Origin of the sequence: Streptomyces iakyrus (assembly GCF_000717055.1) — a bacterium.
Taxonomy (GTDB): Bacteria; Actinomycetota; Actinomycetes; order Streptomycetales; family Streptomycetaceae; genus Streptomyces; species Streptomyces iakyrus.
On record NZ_JNXI01000005.1, the window covers coordinates 102,158 to 121,895 of the forward strand.

Below are 19,738 nucleotides of genomic sequence, written 5' to 3' on the forward strand. Positions count from 1 at the left end.
TGAACTCTGTCCCGTGCACACCGACGGACAGCGAGGGAGCACGTTGTGTACTCACACGAGGGCTTGGACGGAGTGGTCTCGGAGTGGCTGGCTCGGACCCACCCGGACCCGGGGCGCGTATGGACGGAGTGGGCCACGCTGGGCGTCGCGCTGCTGCCTCTCGGCCGGCGATTCGCCGCCGTGCGTATGCCGTCCGAGATCGTGCACGCCGCCGTCCGGTGCGAGGACCCGGACCGCGTGAGGGCCGCGCTCGGTGGCTTACTGGGAGGGGGGATCATCTTCGACCGTCGAGTGGCAGGTGGCACCTACTACGCCCTGGTCGATGGGCATGCCGGTCTCGCGTGGGTCGACGACGACGCCGTGACGTGCCTTGGTCGTGGCACCTACTTGGGGGTTCCGCGCATCGACAGACGGCAACCGCCGGGGACGTACTGGGTTGTTCCGCCGCGGCACGAGGGCGAACTGTGTTGCTCGCGTGCGGTCCTCGATCTGCTCGGAGCGGGTCGCGCCCGACTGGCCGCGGAGGGCGAGGTCCGTTCGCACGACGAGGGTGGAGTCATGCGGGCTGTGGTCGTCGAAGGCCCGTGGGCCATGCGACTCGTGACGGACCGGCTGCCCGTACGCCCGCCGGCGTACGCGAGCGTCGTGCTGGACGGGCCCTCACAGACGGCCCGGTACACGGGCGCCGACGGCCGACCCGTCGAGATGGGCAAGCACGGCACATCCAGGACGACGGGCACCGCATCGATCTCTGGAGGCGGGGACGGGCAGAATCCGCAGCCACAGACTCAGGACGACCACACCACCGACTACGAGTCGGACTGAGCGGTGGCGTCCACGGTTCTGGTGGTCACCGCGTTGGAGGACGTCACAGCGGATCTCGTCATCCATGCGCTCAATGAGCGCGGAGTGCCTGTCGTACGCGTCGATCCGGCGGATATCGGAGCGGACCTGGCCTTCGGATTTCGCCTCGGCGACGACGGTCCTCTATGGGCCGGGCGGCTGATCACCCTCAGCCGAGAGATGGACCTACGGGAGGTGGCGGCGGTCTACTACCGTCGCCCCACCCCGTACACCGCCCGCTTCGGGCGTCTCCCCCGGCAACAGCAGGTCTTCTGCGAGGCAGAGGCGAGACACGGGCTGGGTGGCGTCCTGAACGCCCTGCGGACGGCGACGTATGTGAACCATCCCCATGCGGTGGCCCGCGCTGACTTCAAGCCCGCCCAGTTGCAGCAGTTTGCCCTGTCGGGACTGCGGGTCCCGCCCACACTGATCACCAACAAGGTGGACACGGCCAGAAAGTTCGCCGCTGATCACGGGCGGGTCGTCTGCAAGACCTTCCGTGGGCTTCCCCGCAGCGAGGACGGCCACACCGGCGCGATCTGGACCCAGCGGGTGGACCCCGACAGCTTCGACGAGTCCCTGACGGTGACCGCGCACCTGTTCCAGGCAGAGATCCCCAAACGCGCGGATGTGCGGATCACTGTGGTGGGCCACCGGGTCTTCGCCCAGCAGATCCTCACGCTTGACCGAGCGTTGGACTGGCGTCGTGGCGACTGGGACGAGCTGTCGCATTCCTCCATCGCCGTACCCGCCGCGATCGAGGCTGCACTCCATGCCTACTTGAAGTTCTTCGGCCTGGTTTTCGGCTGCTTCGACTTCGCGCTCACCGGCAACGGGGACGATGCCGACGACTGGTGGGCCATCGAGTGCAACCCGAACGGTCAGTGGGGCTGGCTTCCGGACGCGGCGGACATCGCCGAGGCATTCGCCGACATCCTGAGCAACGACGTACGGAAGGAGACGCCAGGTCATGGTGATGCCCGCTGACCCCGAGACCGATGCGGTCCCGCTCCGCGCAGCCATGGTGGACGCCCTCTCGCAGAACGATGCTCTGGCTGACCCGGCTTGGCGGGCTGCTGTTGGAGCCGTGCCACGACACCGCTTCGTGCCCGGGTTCTACCTGCCGGCCGACGAGCGTGACGAGCGCGGATTGACGACTTGGGAACCGGTCACAGCCGAGCTCGACTACGGCCGGTGGCTGGCGGCCGTGTACTCGGACACGACCCTGGTCACCCAGTTCGACGGAGAGGAACCCGATTGGCGGACACCGGTCGTACGGCACGGTGGCGCGCCCACCTCGTCGTCCACGCTGCCGTCCCTGGTGGTGCGCATGTGGTCCGACGCCGAAGTGGCCGAGGGACACACACTGCTGGAGATCGGGACCGGCACGGGCTACTCGACCGCACTGGCTTGTGAGCGTCTCGATTCCGGGGATGTCACCAGCATCGAGGTCGACCCCCGGCGCTTGGAGGCGGCGGCGGACGCGCTGTACGGCTGCGGCTACACCCCGACCCTGGCAGTGGCGGACGGGCTGTACGGGTACTGGCCCGAGGCCCGCTTCGATCGAGTCGTCGCCGCGTGCTCCTTCCGCACGGTCCCCCCTGCCCTGCTCGCGCAGACCCGACCGGGCGGAAAGATCCTGCTCACCCTGTCGGGATGGCTCTACGGCTACGCGCGTGTGCTGCTCACCGTCGCCGCGGACGGAACGGCCGAGGGGGCATTGCTGCCCGGCACGGTGTCCTTCATGTCCGCGCGGACACATGCCGCACCGGCATTCGGAAATCCCGCCCACTGGGCCGCCGGGCTTCCGGACAAGCCCAGAACGGCTCGACACGGGCCGGATCGACTCGTGGCCGTGACCGAAGAGGCGTTCCAGCTGCGGTTCCTCGCCCAATGCGCCGTGCCGGACGCCCAGATGGTCACCGTCGATGAAGTCCTGTGCCTGATCGACGTCGTGAGCGGCTCGGCGGCCACGCTGACGCGCCTGGACGGCGGCTGGCAGGTACGAGAGGGCGGCCCGGTGAGGTTGTGGGAGCGCGTGGAGAGCGTCTTGGAGGCCTACGATGCCGCAGGCCGCCCAGGGCCGGAGACTTTCACGCTACGGGTGTGCGCCAAGGGACAGCGTCTGGAACAACCGATCATGCCGGACCTGCTACTGCCCGGGACCGCTCCGCTCTGAGCGCAGTCCCCGCTCGAACCGATACTGCTCCACCAGCTCCCCCCACTCCCCGGCATCGCCCTCACTCACGGCGACGGACCTCGTCCCGCCCGCGAGAGCACGCACCCTGGCTGCCACCTGGGCGGCCTGGCCCGCGGACGCGTACACGCCCAGGACCAGAGCCGTCGAGTCGTCGTCGGGCCCGTCACCGGCAACGGTGAAGCTCCAGGGGACTTCGCAGGGAGGCGCATGGTCCGGGTCCGGGCACAAGAGGCGTTGGATCGGGTCCTGGAGGGCGAGCGCCTCCTCCGTGCTCGGGTGTCCGGCGATGCGGATCTCGTACACGCGTGGTGGGTCTTCGGCCGGTAACAAGCGCCCCTCCTGGTTCGGCTCGGCGGCTTCCGACCGTAGGTGTCGCCGCGTGCCTGCGCATCCGGATATCGCCGGCTCACATGTACTGGAAGTATCTGTCCCACCAGGCCAGGGGCAGTTCCTCGTCCTCGTCCTCGTCGGGATCGAAGCCGTACTCGGCGGCCGCCCACGCCCTCAGTATCTCCTCGTCCTCCTCCGAAGGCTCCAACTCGGCCCGGCCGTCGTACGGCTCCAGCAGCAGGGTCACGGGTACGCAGACGCATCCCAGTTCCGTGCACAGTCCGTCGAGCCAGGTCACGAACTCCTCGGTCAAGCCCTCCTCGCAGCCGGGCATTCCCCAGCCCTCGCCGGTGCCGGCCGTGACGAAGGGGCCGAAGTTGCTCATCAGTACCCACAGGGGGCGGTCGGTGCCCGTGGCGGAGGCGGGGATCGAGACGGCGCCGTAGTAGCTTGCGTCCTGGGGCATGCCGGAGGTGACGGACTGGCCGTAGCGCTCTTTCAGGGCCCAGGTCAGGCGGGTGAAACGATCGCGGGCGGCTGGGAGGTCGTAGTTCTCAGGCAGTTCCAGGTGCTCCGGGTCGTCCAGTTCGCGCAGGAGCCCGCGGATGCGGTCGATGGGCAGCATGGTGATGGATGTCCCAGCGGCCCCTAGCCCCGCTCGACGCAGAACTCATTGCCCTCCGGGTCCGCCATCACCACCCAGCCCCGGCCGTTCGGGAGGGTGCGGTCCGTCAGGATGCGGGCGCCCAGGGAGGCCGCGCGTTCGACCTCCTCGGCGCGGGTGCGGCCGGTGGGGCCCAGGTCGAAGTGGATGCGGTTCTTCGCCGACTTGGCCTCCTCGACTCTGACGAAGAGGAGGCCGGGCGCTCCGTCGGGGAGTTCGATCAGGACCTCGTCGTCGCCGGGCTTGTCGGTGTCGGAGATCGGGTGGCCCAGGAACTCGGACCAGAAGCGGGCGAGTTCGTAGGGCTCGCCCGTGCAGTCGAAGGTGATGTGGCGGATGGTCGGGTTCAACGGCCTTCTCCCTCAGGGGTGTTCAGCGGGGTGCGTTTCGCAGGATGCGTGGGGAGGCCGGGGTCTGTCGAACTATTTGGGTTGTCGGCCTGCCGGGTTCTCGGGGAGGTTTCCGTTGCCGCCCAGATTGGCGACCATGCGGCGCAGCACGTTGATCGTCGTGATGAAGTCGGCCTGAGTGATGCCCTCGTGGGTCCGGTGGTGGACGCGGAGATTGCGTTCCCGGGCGCGGAGGCGGCCGGCCTCGCCCTCCTCGGTGAGGGTCATGGTGCCCGTCGCGTCCTGGGTGAGCCAGCCCCGGGCGATGAGGTCGTCGTAGACCGCGTCGAAGTCGGTGTTCTGGTCGTCGTAGGGCGTCAGGCGGTCGGTGAGGGTCGCGCGGGTCCAGTGGCCGGGGGCGCCGGAGGCGTGGTTGAGGGTCCACCAGTGGGGCTGGGTGAGGTTCTCCACGACCAGTTGGGCGCGGAGGGCACCCACCACCCTGCGGCAGGCCTCGCCGGTCCAGGCGCCGATCGGCTGGGCGGCCGGTTCCTCCGGGGAGTACTCCTTGAGGTTCTCCGTCTGTGCGCTCATGCGGCCAACGTAGGACCTCAAGCAAACTTGAGGTCAAGGAACGGCCACCCCGCGCCTGAAGGGGTGGCCGTCTTGGTGCGCGCTGCGCTGCGCGGGCTACGACGCCGGGGTCAGATCGGCTCGGCCGAACAGGAGGGCGTAGCCCGCGGGGAGCTGGGCCAGGATGCGGGTGACCAGGTCGTCGCCGATCAGGGGCGGCAGCGCGCCGAGGACCGAGCTGACGTCCCAGCGGGCCGTGGCGGACGTGGCTCCGGGGGTGCGTGAGGCGACCTCGTCGACGAAGCGCGCGGCCGTGAGCCGGTGCGTGGCCGGGATCTGGGCGGCGATCAGCCGGGCGGCCTCGCCGGGCAGGGCGCGGGCGAGGTCGACCCGTTCGTCGCCGGTGACGTGGGTGCCGAGGGCGGCCAGTACGGTGCGGGTGACCTGCTCCGCCTTCGTCCGGGTGGGGTACAGGCCCGTCTCGCGGACCGCTTCGATCAGCTGGTGCCAGCCGTTGTCGTCGGTGGTGTGGGGGGCGCGGCCGGGAGTCACACGGGGCACCGTCGTCGTGCTCATGTGTGGGGTTTTCCTCCGGGTGTGTGCGTTTCAGTGGGGTAGGTGCGTGGGTGCGGCGCGGGTGGGTGTGCCGCGCCGCCGGGGGATCGTGCCGGCGGCGCGGCGTACCGGTTGGCGGTGCCGTGCGGTGCCGTCAGCCGCTGAGCTGCCTGCGGGTGTCGCCGCCCGAGATCTGGATGCGGCGGGGCTTGGCCTGCTCGGCCACCGGGATGCGCAGGGTCAGGACGCCGGCCTCGTAGGAGGCGTCGATGCGCTCCGTGTCGAGTGTGTCGCCAAGGAAGAGCTGGCGTGTGAAGGTGCCGGTGGGGCGCTCGGCGACGAGCGGTTCCGCGCCCTCGGGGGCGGGGGACCGGCGCTCGGCTCGCACGTTGAGGACGTTGCGCTCGACGTCCAGTTCGATCGTCTCGGGGTCGATGCCGGGGAGGTCGAAGTGGACGAAGAAGTCGTCCCCGGAGCGGTAGGCGTCCATCGCCATGGCCGACGGGCGGGCTGCGGTGGGGCCGAAGACCTGCTGGGTGAGCCGGTCGAGTTCACGGAAGGGGTCCGTGCGCATGAGCATCACTGGTCACTCCTCTCTTCAGGTGCAGTGGGTGCGATGCCCTACGGTCTGCGTCTTCTTATATAGCTCGCAGGAGGAAACTTGACAAGCCTGGGCTCAGGTTCGGGTTTCATAAGAGCCCGGGCTAGCCTCAAGATCCCCATCCGAGATCCCTGGCAGGGTGCAGGACGCAGGAGGCAGACATGGCGAAGGTTCCGAGTGCGGTGGTCGCCGCGAGCGGGCTCGTGGGCGGGTACGGCGTGGCCCGCTGGACCAGGCAGCGGCCCCTCGGCGGGGCCGTACTGGCCGCGGCCGGGGTGGTGGCCGCGCGGCAGTGGCGGCAGCAGGCCGGTGGGGTGGCCGCGGGGGCGTTGTCGGCCGCGTATGTCGCCGCCTTCGCCGGGTCTCATCCGCTGGCCAGAAAGGTGGGCGCCTGGCCTGCCGTGTTCGGGGTGGCGGGGGCCGTGGGGCTGGCGTCGTGGGCGGTCGCGGACCGGCGGAGCCCCGGCGCGTAGGCGACAGCAAAGAACCCGGCCCTGAATGCCAGGGCCGGGTTCTTGTCTGGAGCGCCGGGCAGGCCTTGCACCTGCATTTCCCCACAGGAAGTGGGGCGTCTTTCCTTGGACCACCAACGCACTGTCCCCTCACCGGAGTTCCGGCGACTGGACGCAGATCAACTATAGCGCAGTTTCTGTTATCGCCCGCACCGCCGGGCCGTCTCCTCACCGTCCCCCGCAGGTACGCGACTTACGACGCTGAGGTACGACGACGTGACACGACAGATCAGCCGCCGGAGCATGGTGAAGGCAGCGGGCATCGGCATCGGGATCGGTGTGACCGCGACGGTGACGGCGACGGCGCTCGCCACACCGGCCGGGGCCGCCGCGGGCCCCCTCGCCCACCCCGGGCTGCTGCACACCCGTGCCGATCTGGACCGTATGGCGGCCAAGGTGAAGGCGGGTGCCAGACCGTACGCCGCCGGGTTCGCCAGGCTCACCGCCAACCGGCATGCGCAGAGCGGGTGGCGGCCGAATCCGCAGGCCGTCGTGTACCGGGGGTCGGGTACGCCCGAGAACTACCGGATCCTCTACAACGACATCCACGCCGCGTACCAGAACGCCCTGCGCTATCACGTCAGCGGCGATCAGGCGCACGCCGACACCGCCGTGGCGATCCTCAACGCCTGATCGGGGAAGCTGACCAGGCTGGACGGCAGTGCCGATCGGTTCCTGACGGCGGGGCTGTACGGCTACCAGTTCGCCAACGCCGCCGAACTGGTGCGGGAACACCGTGACTTCGACCTGGGGCGAGCGCAGGAGCTGATGCGCGACGTCTTCCATCCGCTGAGCGACGACTTCCTGACCCGGCACAACGGTGCCGTCGTCACGAACTACTGGCCCAACTGGGACCTGACGGCCATCGCGTGTGTGCTCGCGACCGGGATCTTCTGCGACGAACAGGCCGTGATCGAGCGGGCCGTGGAGTACTTCAGGCACGGGGACGGGATGGGGTCGGTGAAGCACGCCATTCCCGTCGTCCACGAGGACGGGCTCGGCGAGTGGGTCGAGGCCGGTCGCGACCAGGGGCACGCGCTGCTCGGGGTCGGGCTGATGGGCACGGTGTGCGAGATGGCGTGGAACCAGGGGATCGACCTGTACGGCTATGACGACAGCCGGTTCCTCAAGGGGGCGCAGTACGTGGCCAAGTGGAGCCTGGGCGGGGACGTGCCGTACACGGCCAACACGCGGCGGAAGGGCGCGATCGGGGGGTGGTCGGGGAGTGAGACCGCGTCCGGTGTCGCGGGCGTGGATCCGTCGATGACCCGGCCCATCTGGGCGATGATCGCCAACCACTACACCAAGCGGCGGGGGCTGCCGGCGTCGTACCTGACGCGGGCGGCAGCCAAGGCCGCGCCCGAGGGCGGTGGCGGGGATTACGGGCCCAACAGCGGGGGGTTCGACCAGCTGGGGTTCGGGACGCTGGCGTTCACCCGGGACCGGGTGGAGGAACCGGGCGGAAGCCCCACGCCGGGTTCTGGAGCGGACGCAAGCCCCACGCCCGGGTCGGGAGCGGACGCAAGCCCCACGCCCGGGTCGGGAGCGGACGCAAGCCCCACGCCCGGGTCGGGGTCGCCGGGTGGGTCGCGCGGCGCGGGGGGCTCCCGGCCCCAGGGTTCGGCGTCCCCGGTCGCCGGGGACGGCCTCGCCGCGACCGGTTCCGGGGAGGCGGCGGGGTGGGCCGCCGCGGCGGGGATGGGCGCGGTGGCGGGCGGGCTGCTGTTGCTGCGGAGGCGTGACCGGGTGCGTCGGGAGGCGGCCGAGTAGCGCGATCGGAGCATGTGGGCCGGCTCTGGCCGTGTTTCCCTTGCCGTTCGTGGCCCACATGCTCCGATCGCGCCCCGGCCTTCAGGTCCACGCCGTGGTCGGCCGGGCCTCCTCCGCCCCGGGGCCGCCGCCCTTCGGTCCGTTGTCCCGCCCCGGCCCGCAGCCCTAAACCGTCGCCTGCCGCGGCCCCGAGTCGCCGGAGGCGTCCGCCGCCGTCAGCGGCTTCGCGATGTCCTCCAGGGAGCGGCGTTCCGCCTTCACCGCCAGGAGTGCCGCGACCAGGCCCGCCAGGCACATCAGCGTCGCGCCGATCGAGAAGGCGAGGACCGTGTCGCCGACAACGCCGGATTCCGTGAGCTTGGCGAAGAGGAGCGGGCCGCTGATGCCGCCGGCTGCCGTGCCGATGGCGTAGAAGAACGCGATCGACATGGCGCGGGTCTCCATGGGGAAGACCTCGGAGACGGTCAGGTAGGCGCTGGACGCGCCGGCCGAGGCGAAGAACAGGACCGCGCACCAGCACGCCGTCATCGTGGCCGCGCTCAGGGAGCCCTGGTCGAAGAGCCAGGCCGTGCCGAAGAGGAGCAGGCCGGACAGGATGTACGTGCCGGAGATCATGATGCGGCGGCCGACCGTGTCGAAGAGCTTGCCGAGGAGCAGCGGGCCGAAGAAGTTGCCGAGCGCGATGACGGCGAAGTAGTAGCCGGTGTTGCCGCTCGGGACGTCGAAGAACGTGGTCAGGATCGCGCCGAAGCCGAAGGTGATGGCGTTGTAGAGGAAGGCCTGGCCGATGAAGAGGGAGAAGCCGAGGACGGCGCGCCTGCGGTAGTCGGAGAAGACCGTGCGGCCGATCTCGATGAAGGAGACGCTGCGGCGCTGGTGGATGGTGATCTCGCCCTCGGCGCGCGGCAGCGGCTCACCCCTCTCCTCCTCGATCTTGCGTTCGATGGAGGAGACGATGCGTTCCGCTTCGTCGTCACGGCCGTGGATCAGCAGCCACCGCGGGCTTTCGGGGACGTGCCGGCGGACGAGGAGGATCACCAGGGCGAGGACCGCGCCCAGGGCGAAGGTGAGGCGCCAGCCGACGTTCGCCGCGAAGATGTCGGTGTCCAGCGCGACGATCGACAGCAGCGAGCCGAAGACGGCGCCCAGCCAGAAGCTGCCGTTGATCATCAGGTCGGTGCGGCCGCGGTACTCCTTGGGGATCAGCTCGTCGATCGCGGAGTTGATGGCCGCGTACTCGCCGCCGATGCCGAAGCCGGTCAGGAAGCGGAAGAGGAAGAACCACCAGGTGTCGAAGGAGATGGCGGTGAGGGCCGTGGCTCCCAGGTAGACCGCCAAGGTGATCATGAAGAGTTTTTTACGGCCCCACTTGTCGGTCAGCCGGCCCCAGAAGAGCGCACCCAGGCAGGCGCCCGCCACGTACAGGGCGGCCGCCATGCCGGTGACCTCACCGGAGGTGATGGGCAGACCGCTGCCGGGTTCCGACAGGCGGCTCGCGATGTTGCCGACGACGGTGACTTCGAGACCGTCGAGGATCCACACGGTGCCGAGGCCGATGACGATCGTCCAGTGCCAGCGCGACCACGGGAGGCGGTCGAGGCGGGCGGGGATGTCGGTGGTGATGGTTCGGCCGGTCCCGGCCTGCGCGGTGGTCATGGGCTCCCTCCACATCGAGCGAACCCGGGTCGAGTGCCCTGAGCGCCTTTTCTCACGCCTCGGATTCACGCCCCCAGCGCGCGGGAGACCGTGTAGATCAGCAGGCCGGCCAGGGAGCCGACGACCGTGCCGTTGATGCGGATGAACTGCAGGTCGCGGCCGATGTTGGCCTCGATCTTCTTCGTGGTGTGCTCGGCGTCCCAGCTCGCCACCGTGTCCGTGATCAGGGAGGTGATCTCCTTGCGGTAGGTGGTGACGACGTAGACGGCCGCGTCCTCCACCCACCGGTCGACCTTGTCCTGGACCTTGCGCTCGGCCGCCATCCGGGAGCCGAGCGACAGCAGGGACGCCCGCACGCGCAGCCGCAGCTCGCTGCGTTCGTCCTCCGCGGCGGCGACGATCATGGACCGTACGGCCGTCCAGGCGCTGGCGATGAGGTCCTGGACCTCGCCGCGGCCCAGCACCTCGCCCTTGAGCCGCTCGACGCGGGCCCGGGTGTCGGTGTCGGACTGGAGGTCGGAGGCGAAGTCGGTGAGGAAGCGGTCGAGGGCGCCGCGGGCGGGGTGACCGGGCATGTCGCGCATCTCGGTGGCGAAGCGCAGCAGCTCCCGGTAGACCCGCTCGCCGACCTTGCGGTCGACGAACTTCGGCGTCCAGCCGGGGGCGCCGCCCTCCACGGCGTCCATCACCTCGTCGCGGTGCAGCACCAGCCAGTCGTGCGCGCGGTTGACGACGAGGTCGACGACCCGTTTGTGGCCGCCGTCGGCGACGACCTTCTCCAGCATCTTGCCGATGCCGGGCCCGATCTCCTGGGCGTTGGCCCGGCGGGTGATGGCCTCTCCGACCACCGCCTGGACGTCGGAGTCCCGGAGGACCGTCAGGGCGCCGCGCAGGGCGGTGGACAGCTCGGCGGTGACTCGGTCGGCGTGTTCGGGGACGGCGAGCCAGGCGCCGAGGCGGCTGCCGATGCCGACGGCGCGCAGCCGCTGCCGTACGACGTCCTCGGAGAGGAAGTTCTCGCCGACGAACTCGCCCAGGGAGACGCCGAGCTGGTCCTTCTTGGTGGGGATGATCGCGGTGTGCGGGATGGGGATGCCGAGGGGGTGCCGGAAGAGGGCGGTGACGGCGAACCAGTCGGCGAGTGCGCCGACCATGCCCGCCTCGGCGGCCGCGGCGACATAGCCCGCCCAGGGGCCGGCGCCGGAGTTCTGCGCCCACTTGGCGAGGACGTAGACCACGGCGACGAACAACAGCAGACCGGTGGCGGTGAGCTTCATCTGCCGCACACCGCGCTGCTTTTCCTCGTCCGCCGGGCTGAAGGTCGTCATCGCACGGTTCACGGCGCCCCCGGGCCGGGCATGCTGCCCTCCGGTACCGGCGCCCTTTTCTTCTGCTTTCGTCCGTTCCATCCGCTCCACCCGCTTGGTGATCCCGCACACATTGTCCCTTCCTGACCGACTCCTGGAACGGAACAGAGGTTCCCGGCGTCTGTTGGGAGGGGTAATGCCATGGGGTCCTGTGAGCTCCCCCCGGCCCATGCCGCATCATGGGCACATCAGATCGGAGCCTTGGGCTCCCATCGCCCGAGGAGAACTGAACAGCATGACCCGAGGACGTGGCTACGCCCTCCTGGCCCTGGTCGTCGCAGCGATCGTGGCCCTTTCCACCGCCATATACGTCGGCGTGACGTCCGACGACGGCCTGCGCAACCGGAACGCCCTCGGCGACGGCCGCGCCCCCCACAACTCCGCCGCCCCCGCCTCCACCGGCACCTGGGTCGGCACCTGGTCCACGTCCCCCTCCGCCGCCGAACCCGGTACCGAGACGACCGGCATGGCGGACCGTTCGGTACGCAACGTCGTCCACACCAGCGTCGGGGGTACGGGTGCCCGCGTGACGCTGTCCAATCTCTACGGCCAGTCGCCGCTGAACATCACGCGGGCGACGATCGCCGTGTCCGCGGGAAGCGGCACGGCGGCGGCGCTCGCGGACACCATGCGGCAGCTGACCTTCGGCGGCGGGCCCACGGTCGTCATCCCGCCCGGCCGGCAGGTCATGAGCGACGCCGTACGGGTCGTCGTCCCGCACGACTCCGACGTCCTGATCACCACCTACACGCCCACCAGCTCCGGCCCGGTGACCTACCACCGGCACGCCCGGCAGGTCTCCTACATCGCCCAGGGCGACCACGCGCAGGACACGACCGGCACCCCGTACACCGAGCGGACCGGCTCCTGGCGCTACCTGACCGCGCTGGACGTACTGAGCAACGAGTCCGAAGGCACGATCGTCGCCCTCGGCGACTCGCTGACCGACGGCATCACCTCGACGCCGGACACCAACAGCCGGTGGACGGACGTGCTCTCCGACCGGCTGCGCGCGGAGATCGCGGCCGGGCGTGACCTGCCCCGCTACAGCGTCGTCAACCAGGGCATCAGCGGCAACCAGGTTCTCGCCGACGGGCTGGGCCGCCCCGCGGACAATCCCAGCGGGCTGAACCGCTTCGGGCGGGACGTCATGGAGCGGACGAACGTCAAGGTCGTCGTCATCGACCTCGGCGTCAACGACATCCTGCGCAACCCGCGGCTCGCCGACCCGAACGCGATCCTGAACGGCCTGCGCACGATGGTCGGACAGGCCCACGCGCGCGGGGTGAAGGTCGTCGGCGCGACTTTGATGCCGTTCTACGGTCACCGCGGGTACACGGAGGCCCGGGAGGCGGTCCGCCAGACGATCAACGCGGAGATCCGCGCCGGGCGGGTGTTCGACGCCGTGGCCGACTTCGACCAGGCGCTGCGGGACCCGTACGACCCGCGGCGGCTGCGGGCCGACTACGACTCCGGCGACCATCTGCACCCCAGCGACAAGGGGTACGCGCGGATGGCGGAGTCCTTCGACCTGGAGACGCTGAAGGGATCGGCGCCGGCGGAGCTGTAGGCCCCGGCTCGTCCCGTTCCGTGCCCGCTGCCTGACCTCAGGCGGGCATCCGGCTGCCGGGGCCCGGCGTCAGTGCTCCCAGTGGGAGTCCCGTCGGCGCGGCTCGTCCAGCTCCCGCCGCCCCGCTTTGCGCTCGAGCTTCTCCTGGCGGCGTTCCTCGCGGATCCGCAGCTTCTCCGCCCGGGTCAGCTTCCGCTGCACCCCGACGCCGCCCCAGAACGCGAAGCCCGTGACGACGACCCGCGGGGCGCCCGGCTCACCCGGCACGCCCTCCTCGCGGTGGTCGAAGCCGCCCATGACGCCGATACCGCGGACGACGACCTCGACGCCGGGCGGCACGATCACGTCCACCCCGCCCATGATCGCGATGGCGTTGACCTCGACCTCGCGGTCGGCGAAGTTCGCCTCGCGCAGGTCGATCTCGCCGCCGCCCCAGAAGGCGAAGCAGGTGAAGCGGCGGGGCATCGTCCAGTGCCCCTTGCGCTGGAAGCCGGACATCACGGCGACGGCCCACGTGGAGGACCCCTCGCCGCCGGTGATCCGCGCGGGCCAGTCCGGGCCGGCCGCCGGGTCCTTCGTCAGGGACACCGCCGGGACCGTCACGCCCGCGGCCGGCAGGTCCCGGGTGATCGGCGCCAGTTCCCCGTACGTCCGGGCCCGGTACGTCGCGTCGAGCCGCTCCTCGAACTCCGCCATGTCGAGACGGCCCTCGGCGAGGGCGTCCCGCAGGATCTCGGCGACCCGTTCACGGTCGGCGTCGGAGGCTCGGAGGTCCGGGACGGCGTCGTCGGTCATACACAGCAGCCTACGAGTTCACCCCGCCGGGGGCTACGAGATCGCCCGCTCGGCCTGTTCCGGCGGGGGCCCGGGGGTGCCCCCCGATGAATGCAGCATCTTCGCGATCACCGCCTCGATGTCCGGCTCCCGCACCGACAGGTCGACCAGCGGGTACTCGGCCGCGATCCGCGCCACCAGCGGCGCCGCCGACTCCCCCGCCGGGAACGCGAGCCACTGCCGCGGACCGTCCACCCGGACGACCCGCGCCGGCGCCGGCGCCTCGATCGGCGGCAGTTCCCGCTCCAGGTCCACGACCAGGGTCCGCTCGCTCTCCCCCGCCTCGTGCAGCCCGGCGAGCGGGCCGTCGTACATCAGGCGCCCGTGGTCGATGACCATCACCCGCTTGCACAACTGCTCGATGTCCTGGAGGTCGTGCGTGGTCAGCAGCACCGTCGTGCCGCGCTCGGTGTTCAACTCCCGCAGGAACGCGCGCACCTTGGACTTCGACACGACGTCAAGACCGATGGTCGGCTCGTCGAGGTACAGCACCTCCGGGTCGTGCAGCAGCGCCGCCGCGATGTCGCCGCGCATCCGCTGCCCGAGGGAGAGCTGCCGTACCGGCACGTCCAGCAGGTCGCCCAGGTCGAGGAGTTCGACCAGACGGTCGAGGTTCTCCCGGTAACGGGCGTCCGGGATCCGGTACATGCGGTGCATCAGCCGGTAGGAGGCGAGCAGCGGCAGGTCCCACCACAGCGTCGTGCGCTGCCCGAACACCACGCCGATGCGGTGCGCCAGCCGCGTCCGCTCCCGGGAGGGATCGATGCCGGCCACCCTGAGCCGGCCCGCGCTGGGCGTGAGGATGCCCGTCAGCATCTTGATCGTGGTGGACTTGCCGGCGCCGTTGGGCCCGATGTAGCCGACCATCTCGCCGCGTTCCACCCGGAAGGAGATCGAGTCGACGGCTCTGACCTGCCGCCGCTCCCGCTTCATGAAGCCGGTCTTCCTGCGCACCTCGAAGACCTTCTCCACACCGTCGAGTTCGATGAACCCGCTCGCCGACTCGGTCAACTCAACTCCCTGTACTCCGGTACGAACGAAGCCCCGTCCGCCAGGCCAGCCCGGCCAGGGCACAGCAGGCCACCGCCACCAGCGGCGAGGCGAACGCCGCCCACCCGGGCAGCCCGACCGGGTACGGCCGCCCCAGCACGTGGGCGGCAGGCACCCAGTTGACGAAGGCCAGCGGCAGCATGAAGGTCACGCCCCGCACCAGGTCCCTGCCGAACACCGTCGGCGGATACTGCAGCAGCGTCGTCCCGCCGTAGGTGAACGCGTTCTGCACCTCGGCGGCGTCCTGGGCGTAGATCTGGAAGGCCGCGCCCGCCACGAACACCGCCGAGAAGATCGCCGCGCCGCTGACCACCATCACCGGCACCAGCAGCACCTTGGACGCGCTCCAGTCGACGTCCACCGACGCCAGCGCCCAGCCCAGCACCACCGCACCCTGGGTGATCCGGCCCAGCCGGCGCAGCGCGAAGCGGTCGGCCCCGACCTGGGCGAGCACCGGCGCCGGACGCACCAGCAGCGTGTCGAAGGAGCCGTCGCGCATCCGGGCCCCCAGGACGTCCATCGAGCCCAGCGCCAGATCGGCGATCCCGAACGACGTCACGGACAGTCCGTAGAGGAAGGCGACCTCGGGCAGCGACCAGCCGCCCAGCGCGTCCACCTGCGAGAACATCAGCAGGATCCCCACGAAGTCCAGGCCGGTCACCGTCAGGTTCCCGAGCACCGTGACGACGAAGGAGGTGCGGTAGGTCATGCTCGACCGGATCCACATCCCGGCGATCAGCCGGTAGGCCCGCAGCCCCTCGGCCAGAGCGCCGCGCTCAGCCACCCTGCACCACCACCCGGCGCGTCGCGGCCGACTGCAGCAGCCGCCCCGCCGCCAGCAGCGCCACCGCCCAGGCCGCCTGGAAGGCGAACGCCCCGAGCGGGTCGGTCTCCCCCATCAGCACGTCCGCCGGCATCTGGATCTGCGCCGCCCACGGCAGCACCCGCACCACCTCGCCCAGCGCGCCCGGGAAGGCGTTCAGCGGCAGCACCATGCCCGAGAAGAAGATCCCCGTGACCATCAGGACCTGGTTGACGCCCATGCCGTCCATCAGCCAGAACACGCTCAGCGCCGCCAGGTAGCGCAGGGCGAAGCTCACGACCGCCGCCAGCAGCAGCGTCACCAGGAAAGCCGCCCAGGGGGTGACGTCCGTCGGCAGCGCCATCGGGAAGAAGACCGCGCCGAACACGAACGGCACCACCCCCCGCCCCAGCATCTGGAACAGCGCCCGCCCCACGTCCCCGGCCAGCCACCACAGCTGGAGATCGGCCGGCCGGTACAGGTCGACGGCGATCTCACCGGTGCGGATGCGCTCCATCAGGTCCTTCTCGGCGCCGCCGCCCTGGATCGCGAGGGTCGCGTAGAGGCACTGCCCCAGCCAGACGTAGGTCACGGCCTGCGCCTGGTCGTACCCCCCGAGGTGCGGTTTCTCGTGCCACAGCGCCAGATACGTGTAGACGAGGATGACGCCGAAGACGGTGTTGGTGAACACTCCGGCCACCGTGGCCGCCCGGTAGGTCGCGTACCGCCGGAAGCCTCCCGCGGCGACGGCCGCGTACAACCGTCCCGAGCCCACATCCACAGCCCTCCTCGCCACCGGCACCGAAGCGCAGGAGCCTAGTGGTCCGGATATCGGGCGTGCCACGCAATTTCGGGGAGCGGCGGGGGTGCCGCGGGGCGAGTGCGCACCGGCCCAGACGGTACGATCCGTTGCGTCCGCGTGGGCCGAGGCGCCCGTGGCCGGGGCGAGCAGCGTGGCGGCGGCGCCGGCCGGGCGGAGCGTACGAGCCGTCGCGATCACGGCCGTGTCCCCCTTCGGGCGAATGTCGCCCGCGCACGCGCCCGCACGCGGCCCGTCCCACCACACGGCGCACGACACGGCCCTCGATCAGGGAACTGATCAACGGATGGGACAGTCTTCATCACAGGGGCACAAGAGCGAGCAGAGACGTACGGGAACGACGTACGACGCGAAACAGGAGTCCGTGCACGACATGAGTGACGAGCCGCAGCAGCCGAATCCGGGCTGGGCAGCGAGCCAGCCGCAGGCGCACGCCGACGGCGACCCGGGCACGCCCGAGGCCAAGGCGGCCGGGAAACCGAAGCGGACCGGCTGGCGCCGGGCGATCCCGACCTGGCGCATGACGCTCGGCGGCTTCATCATCGTCGTCCTGCTGCTGGTCGGCGGGTTCTTCCTGGGCTACTCCCTCGTGAAGATCCCCCCGGCCAACGCGCTCGCCACCAAGCAGGCCAACGTCTACCTGTACGCGGACGGCTCGGTGATCGCCCGCGACGGCGAGGTCAACCGGGAGAACGTCACCCTCCCGCAGATCTCCAAGCCCGCCCGACACGCGATCCTGGCCGCCGAGGACCGCGACTTCTACACCGAGTCCGCCGTCGACCCCAAGGCCATGGTCCGAGCCGCCTGGAACACCGCCCTCGGCAAAGGCAAGCAGTCCGGCTCCACGATCACCCAGCAGTACGTGAAGAACTACTACCTGCGCCAGGAACAGACCGTCACGCGCAAGGCCAAGGAGTTCTTCATCGCGATCAAGCTGGACCGCGAGGTGAGCAAGGACCACATCCTGGAGGGCTACCTCAACACCAGCTACTTCGGCCGCAACGCCTACGGCATCCAGGCCGCCGCCCAGGCCTACTACGGCATGGACGCCAAGGACCTCGACCCGGCCCGCTCCGCCTACCTCGCCGCGCTCGTCAACGCCCCCAGCCAGTACGACGTCGTCGCGCACCCGGAGAACCGCAAGGCCGCCGAGTCCCGCTGGAACTACGTCCTGGACGGCATGGTCAAGAAGGGCTGGCTCAGCGAGTCGAAGCGGGCCGGCATGAAGTTCCCCATGCCGAAGGAGTCCACCCTCTCCACGGGCATGTCCGGGCAGCGCGGCTACATCGTCCGGATCGTCAAGGACTACCTCACCCAGAACAAGATCATCGACGAGAGCAAGCTCGACGCCGGCGGCTACCGCATCACGACCACCCTGCAAAAGGGCAAGCAGGACGCGTTCGTGAAGGCCGTCAACGACAAGCTGATGTCCAAGCTCGACAAGAAGAACAACAAGGTCGACACCTACGTCCGCGCGGGCGGCGCCTCCGTCGACCCCAAGACCGGCAAGGTCGTGGCGATGTACAACGGCATCGACTACGTCAAGCAGTACACGCCGAACGCCACCCGCAGGGACTTCCAGGTCGGCTCCACGTTCAAGCCGTTCGTGTTCACCTCGGCCGTCGAGAACCACTCGGAGACCCAGGACGGCCGCGTCATCACCCCGAACACCATCTACGACGGCACCAACAAGCGCCCCGTCCAGGGCTGGACCGGCGACCCCTACGCCCCCGAGAACGAGGACCAGCGCTCCTACGGCGACATCACCGTCACCGAGGCCACCGACAGCTCCGTGAACTCGGTGTACGCGCAGATGGCCGCCGACGTCGGCCCCGCGAAGGTCAAGCAGACCGCGATCGACCTCGGCGTCCCCGAGACGACCCCCGACCTCGCCGACGGCCCCGCCATCGCCCTCGGCACCGCCACCGCCAGCGTCCTCGACATGGCGGAGGCCTACGCCACGCTCGCCAACCACGGCCGGCACGGCACCTACACGATCGTCGAGAAGGTCACCAAGGAGGGCACGCCGATCGACCTGCCCGAGCGGCGCACCCGGCAGGCCGTGAGCCGCGAGGCCGCGGACACCACCACCTCCATGCTGCGGAGCGTCGTCCAGAACGGCACGGCCTCCGCCGCGCAGGCCGCGGGCCGCCCCGTCGCCGGCAAGACCGGCACCGCCGAGGAGGACACGGCGGCCTGGTTCGCGGGCTACACCCCCGACCTCGCCACCGTCGTCTCCGTCATGGGCCAGGACCCGGTCACCGCCGCCCACAAGTCGCTGTACAACGCGATGGGCCTGCCGCGCATCAACGGCGGCGGGGCGCCGGCGGAGATCTGGACGCAGTACACCCAGGACGCCCTCAAGGGCAAGCCCGTCAAGGAGTTCGACCTCAGGCTCCAGCCCGGCGCGAACGTCTCGCAGGCGCCCAGCAGCGAGGCCCCGGCCGACCCGACCACCGGCGGCACCACCGACGGCGGCACGACCACCGGCGGCGAGGAAACCGGCACCCAGACGCCTGAGCAGAGCCCCAGCGCCCCCGAGGGGCAGACCGAGGGCCAGACCGACGGCGGCACCACCGACGGCGGCACCGGCGGCGAGTCCCCCACGGGTGGCGGCACCGCGGACGGCGGCACCACCGACGGCGGCACGACAGACGGCGGCACGGCCGACGGCGGCACCACGGAGGGCGGTGGCGGCGGCGACACGAGCGACGGCGGTGCGACGGGCGGCCCGACCGGCCCCGGCTGGGGCGTCGTCCCGCAGACCGCCCGCCGCGAGTAGCGCCACGACGGCCCAGGACCCCTCAGTGACCGCTGGTCGCCTTCAGCCCCACCACGGCGACCAGCAGCAGGCACACGAAGAAGATCCGGGCGGCGGTCGCCGGCTCACCCAGCACCGCCATGCCGAACACCGCCGCCCCGGCCGCACCGATCCCCACCCACACGCCGTAGGCGGTTCCGATGGGGAGGGTCTTGGCGGCCTGCGACAGCAGCAGCATGCTGGCGACGATGCCGGCGCCGGTGAGCAGGCTGGGCAGCGGACGGGTGAAGCCGTCGGTGTACTTCATGCCGACGGACCAGCCCACCTCCAGCAGACCGGCGACGACGAGCAGAACCCAGGCCATGACGGGCACCTCCGGGATACGGGCTGACGGTGTCGGTGCGTCGTCTTTGCCTTGATCCCGGTACGGCGCGTCTCGTCGGGGTCCCTCCAACGTAGCAAAGCCCACGGCACGGCGAAGGGGCCGGTGACGATGGTCAC

The 19,738-nt window shown here is 70.6% G+C and carries 19 protein-coding genes, 1 pseudogene and 1 riboswitch; of the genes and pseudogenes, 7 read left to right on the forward strand and 13 right to left on the reverse strand.

Features of this window, described 5'->3' with window-relative positions:
• Positions 1-45: 45 nt before the first annotated feature.
• The 3 genes from OO68_RS47555 to tgmC are packed head-to-tail and all read left to right on the forward strand — an operon-like array spanning position 46 to position 3,022.
• Complete coding sequence (locus tag OO68_RS47555; protein WP_245236944.1) at positions 46-825, forward strand: putative ATP-grasp-modified RiPP; 780 nt, start codon at positions 46-48, stop codon at positions 823-825.
• A 3-nt stretch (positions 826-828) separates the two neighbouring features.
• Positions 829-1,830 carry an ATP-grasp ribosomal peptide maturase gene (gene tgmB / locus OO68_RS11210; RefSeq protein ID WP_033308129.1) on the forward strand — a complete coding sequence of 334 codons (1,002 nt, stop codon included), beginning with the start codon at positions 829-831 and terminating at the stop codon, positions 1,828-1,830.
• Positions 1,814-3,022: an ATP-grasp peptide maturase system methyltransferase gene (tgmC, locus tag OO68_RS11215; RefSeq protein ID WP_033308258.1), complete on the forward strand. Its 1,209-nt coding sequence runs from the start codon at positions 1,814-1,816 to the stop codon at positions 3,020-3,022. Before tgmB ends, tgmC begins: the two co-directional genes overlap by 17 nt.
• Here the strand turns inward: tgmC and OO68_RS11220 are convergent.
• The 6 genes from OO68_RS11220 to OO68_RS11245 all read right to left on the reverse strand — a co-directional run bounded on the left by OO68_RS11220 (position 2,996) and on the right by OO68_RS11245 (position 6,074).
• Entirely contained in the window at positions 2,996-3,373 is a 378-nt protein-coding gene (locus OO68_RS11220) for a hypothetical protein (protein ID WP_063739310.1), read from the reverse strand. The genes tgmC and OO68_RS11220 overlap by 27 nt on opposite strands.
• 76 nt (positions 3,374-3,449) lie before the next feature.
• Positions 3,450-3,998, reverse strand: coding sequence for a hypothetical protein (locus tag OO68_RS43055; RefSeq protein WP_051814588.1), 549 nt, complete (start codon positions 3,996-3,998; stop codon positions 3,450-3,452).
• A 23-nt stretch (positions 3,999-4,021) separates the two neighbouring features.
• Complete coding sequence (locus OO68_RS11230; RefSeq protein WP_033308131.1) at positions 4,022-4,387, reverse strand: VOC family protein; 366 nt, start codon at positions 4,385-4,387, stop codon at positions 4,022-4,024.
• Positions 4,388-4,459: 72 nt separating this feature from the next.
• Positions 4,460-4,960, reverse strand: coding sequence for a winged helix DNA-binding protein (locus OO68_RS11235; protein ID WP_033308132.1), 501 nt, complete (start codon positions 4,958-4,960; stop codon positions 4,460-4,462).
• Between the two features lie 96 nt (positions 4,961-5,056).
• Entirely contained in the window at positions 5,057-5,515 is a 459-nt protein-coding gene (locus OO68_RS11240) for a DUF2267 domain-containing protein (protein WP_033308133.1), read from the reverse strand.
• 133 nt (positions 5,516-5,648) lie between these two features.
• Positions 5,649-6,074, reverse strand: coding sequence for an Hsp20/alpha crystallin family protein (locus tag OO68_RS11245; RefSeq protein ID WP_209442567.1), 426 nt, complete (start codon positions 6,072-6,074; stop codon positions 5,649-5,651).
• 182 nt (positions 6,075-6,256) lie between these two features.
• Between OO68_RS11245 and OO68_RS11250 the strand changes: the two genes are divergently transcribed.
• Both OO68_RS11250 and OO68_RS42215 read left to right on the forward strand, forming a co-directional pair.
• Entirely contained in the window at positions 6,257-6,568 is a 312-nt protein-coding gene (locus tag OO68_RS11250) for a hypothetical protein (RefSeq protein WP_033308135.1), read from the forward strand.
• 282 nt (positions 6,569-6,850) lie between these two features.
• A pseudogene (locus OO68_RS42215) lies at positions 6,851-8,377 on the forward strand (alginate lyase family protein).
• Between the two features lie 165 nt (positions 8,378-8,542).
• Here the strand turns inward: OO68_RS42215 and OO68_RS11260 are convergent.
• Positions 8,543-10,033 (reverse strand): MFS transporter, encoded by a 1,491-nt coding sequence (locus OO68_RS11260; RefSeq protein ID WP_033308136.1) that lies wholly within the window; start codon positions 10,031-10,033, stop codon positions 8,543-8,545.
• A gap of 65 nt (positions 10,034-10,098) precedes the next feature.
• Positions 10,099-11,442: a DUF445 domain-containing protein gene (locus tag OO68_RS11265; protein ID WP_403549333.1), complete on the reverse strand. Its 1,344-nt coding sequence runs from the start codon at positions 11,440-11,442 to the stop codon at positions 10,099-10,101.
• A gap of 193 nt (positions 11,443-11,635) precedes the next feature.
• Here OO68_RS11265 and OO68_RS11270 point away from each other — a divergent pair, with 193 nt between their 5' ends.
• Positions 11,636-12,970, forward strand: coding sequence for an SGNH/GDSL hydrolase family protein (locus OO68_RS11270; protein WP_033308138.1), 1,335 nt, complete (start codon positions 11,636-11,638; stop codon positions 12,968-12,970).
• 69 nt (positions 12,971-13,039) lie between these two features.
• Here the strand turns inward: OO68_RS11270 and OO68_RS11275 are convergent, their stop codons facing one another.
• From OO68_RS11275 to OO68_RS11290, 4 genes are read right to left on the reverse strand one after another with little or no spacing between them, the layout of a single operon-like run.
• Entirely contained in the window at positions 13,040-13,765 is a 726-nt protein-coding gene (locus OO68_RS11275; protein ID WP_033308139.1) for a DUF1707 SHOCT-like domain-containing protein, read from the reverse strand.
• 33 nt (positions 13,766-13,798) lie between these two features.
• Positions 13,799-14,815: an ABC transporter ATP-binding protein gene (locus OO68_RS11280; RefSeq protein WP_033308140.1), complete on the reverse strand. Its 1,017-nt coding sequence runs from the start codon at positions 14,813-14,815 to the stop codon at positions 13,799-13,801.
• 1 nt (position 14,816) lies between these two features.
• Positions 14,817-15,638, reverse strand: coding sequence for an ABC transporter permease (locus OO68_RS11285; protein WP_033308141.1), 822 nt, complete (start codon positions 15,636-15,638; stop codon positions 14,817-14,819).
• Positions 15,631-16,431 carry an ABC transporter permease gene (locus OO68_RS11290; protein WP_033308142.1) on the reverse strand — a complete coding sequence of 267 codons (801 nt, stop codon included), beginning with the start codon at positions 16,429-16,431 and terminating at the stop codon, positions 15,631-15,633. Before OO68_RS11290 ends, OO68_RS11285 begins: the two co-directional genes overlap by 8 nt.
• Positions 16,432-16,849: 418 nt before the next feature.
• On the opposite strand from OO68_RS11290, the gene OO68_RS11295 reads away from it, so the two are divergent.
• Positions 16,850-19,258, forward strand: a complete 2,409-nt coding sequence (locus OO68_RS11295) for a transglycosylase domain-containing protein (protein WP_033308143.1) — start codon at positions 16,850-16,852, stop codon at positions 19,256-19,258.
• Positions 19,259-19,280: 22 nt separating this feature from the next.
• On the opposite strand, the gene OO68_RS11300 is transcribed toward OO68_RS11295, so the two are convergent.
• Positions 19,281-19,601 carry a DMT family transporter gene (locus OO68_RS11300; RefSeq protein ID WP_033308144.1) on the reverse strand — a complete coding sequence of 107 codons (321 nt, stop codon included), beginning with the start codon at positions 19,599-19,601 and terminating at the stop codon, positions 19,281-19,283.
• Between the two features lie 34 nt (positions 19,602-19,635).
• Positions 19,636-19,702, reverse strand: a riboswitch (guanidine-III (ykkC-III) riboswitch).
• Between the last annotated feature and the right edge of the window lie 36 nt (positions 19,703-19,738).

Bases quoted from the DNA above. Each gene is read 5' to 3' on its own strand.
- OO68_RS11260 (WP_033308136.1), bottom strand. From the start codon at position 10,033: ATGACCACCGCGCAGGCCGGGACCGGCCGAACCATCACCACCGACATC.
- tgmC (WP_033308258.1), top strand. From the start codon at position 1,814: ATGGTGATGCCCGCTGACCCCGAGACCGATGCGGTCCCGCTCCGCGCA.
- OO68_RS11235 (WP_033308132.1), bottom strand. From the start codon at position 4,960: ATGAGCGCACAGACGGAGAACCTCAAGGAGTACTCCCCGGAGGAACCG.
- OO68_RS11275 (WP_033308139.1), bottom strand. From the start codon at position 13,765: ATGACCGACGACGCCGTCCCGGACCTCCGAGCCTCCGACGCCGACCGT.
- OO68_RS11240 (WP_033308133.1), bottom strand. From the start codon at position 5,515: ATGAGCACGACGACGGTGCCCCGTGTGACTCCCGGCCGCGCCCCCCAC.
- OO68_RS43055 (WP_051814588.1), bottom strand. From the start codon at position 3,998: ATGCTGCCCATCGACCGCATCCGCGGGCTCCTGCGCGAACTGGACGAC.
- OO68_RS11295 (WP_033308143.1), top strand. From the start codon at position 16,850: ATGAGTGACGAGCCGCAGCAGCCGAATCCGGGCTGGGCAGCGAGCCAG.
- OO68_RS11300 (WP_033308144.1), bottom strand. From the start codon at position 19,601: ATGGCCTGGGTTCTGCTCGTCGTCGCCGGTCTGCTGGAGGTGGGCTGG.
- OO68_RS11250 (WP_033308135.1), top strand. From the start codon at position 6,257: ATGGCGAAGGTTCCGAGTGCGGTGGTCGCCGCGAGCGGGCTCGTGGGC.
- OO68_RS11270 (WP_033308138.1), top strand. From the start codon at position 11,636: ATGACCCGAGGACGTGGCTACGCCCTCCTGGCCCTGGTCGTCGCAGCG.
- OO68_RS11265 (WP_403549333.1), bottom strand. From the start codon at position 11,442: ATGGAACGGACGAAAGCAGAAGAAAAGGGCGCCGGTACCGGAGGGCAG.
- OO68_RS11245 (WP_209442567.1), bottom strand. From the start codon at position 6,074: ATGCTCATGCGCACGGACCCCTTCCGTGAACTCGACCGGCTCACCCAG.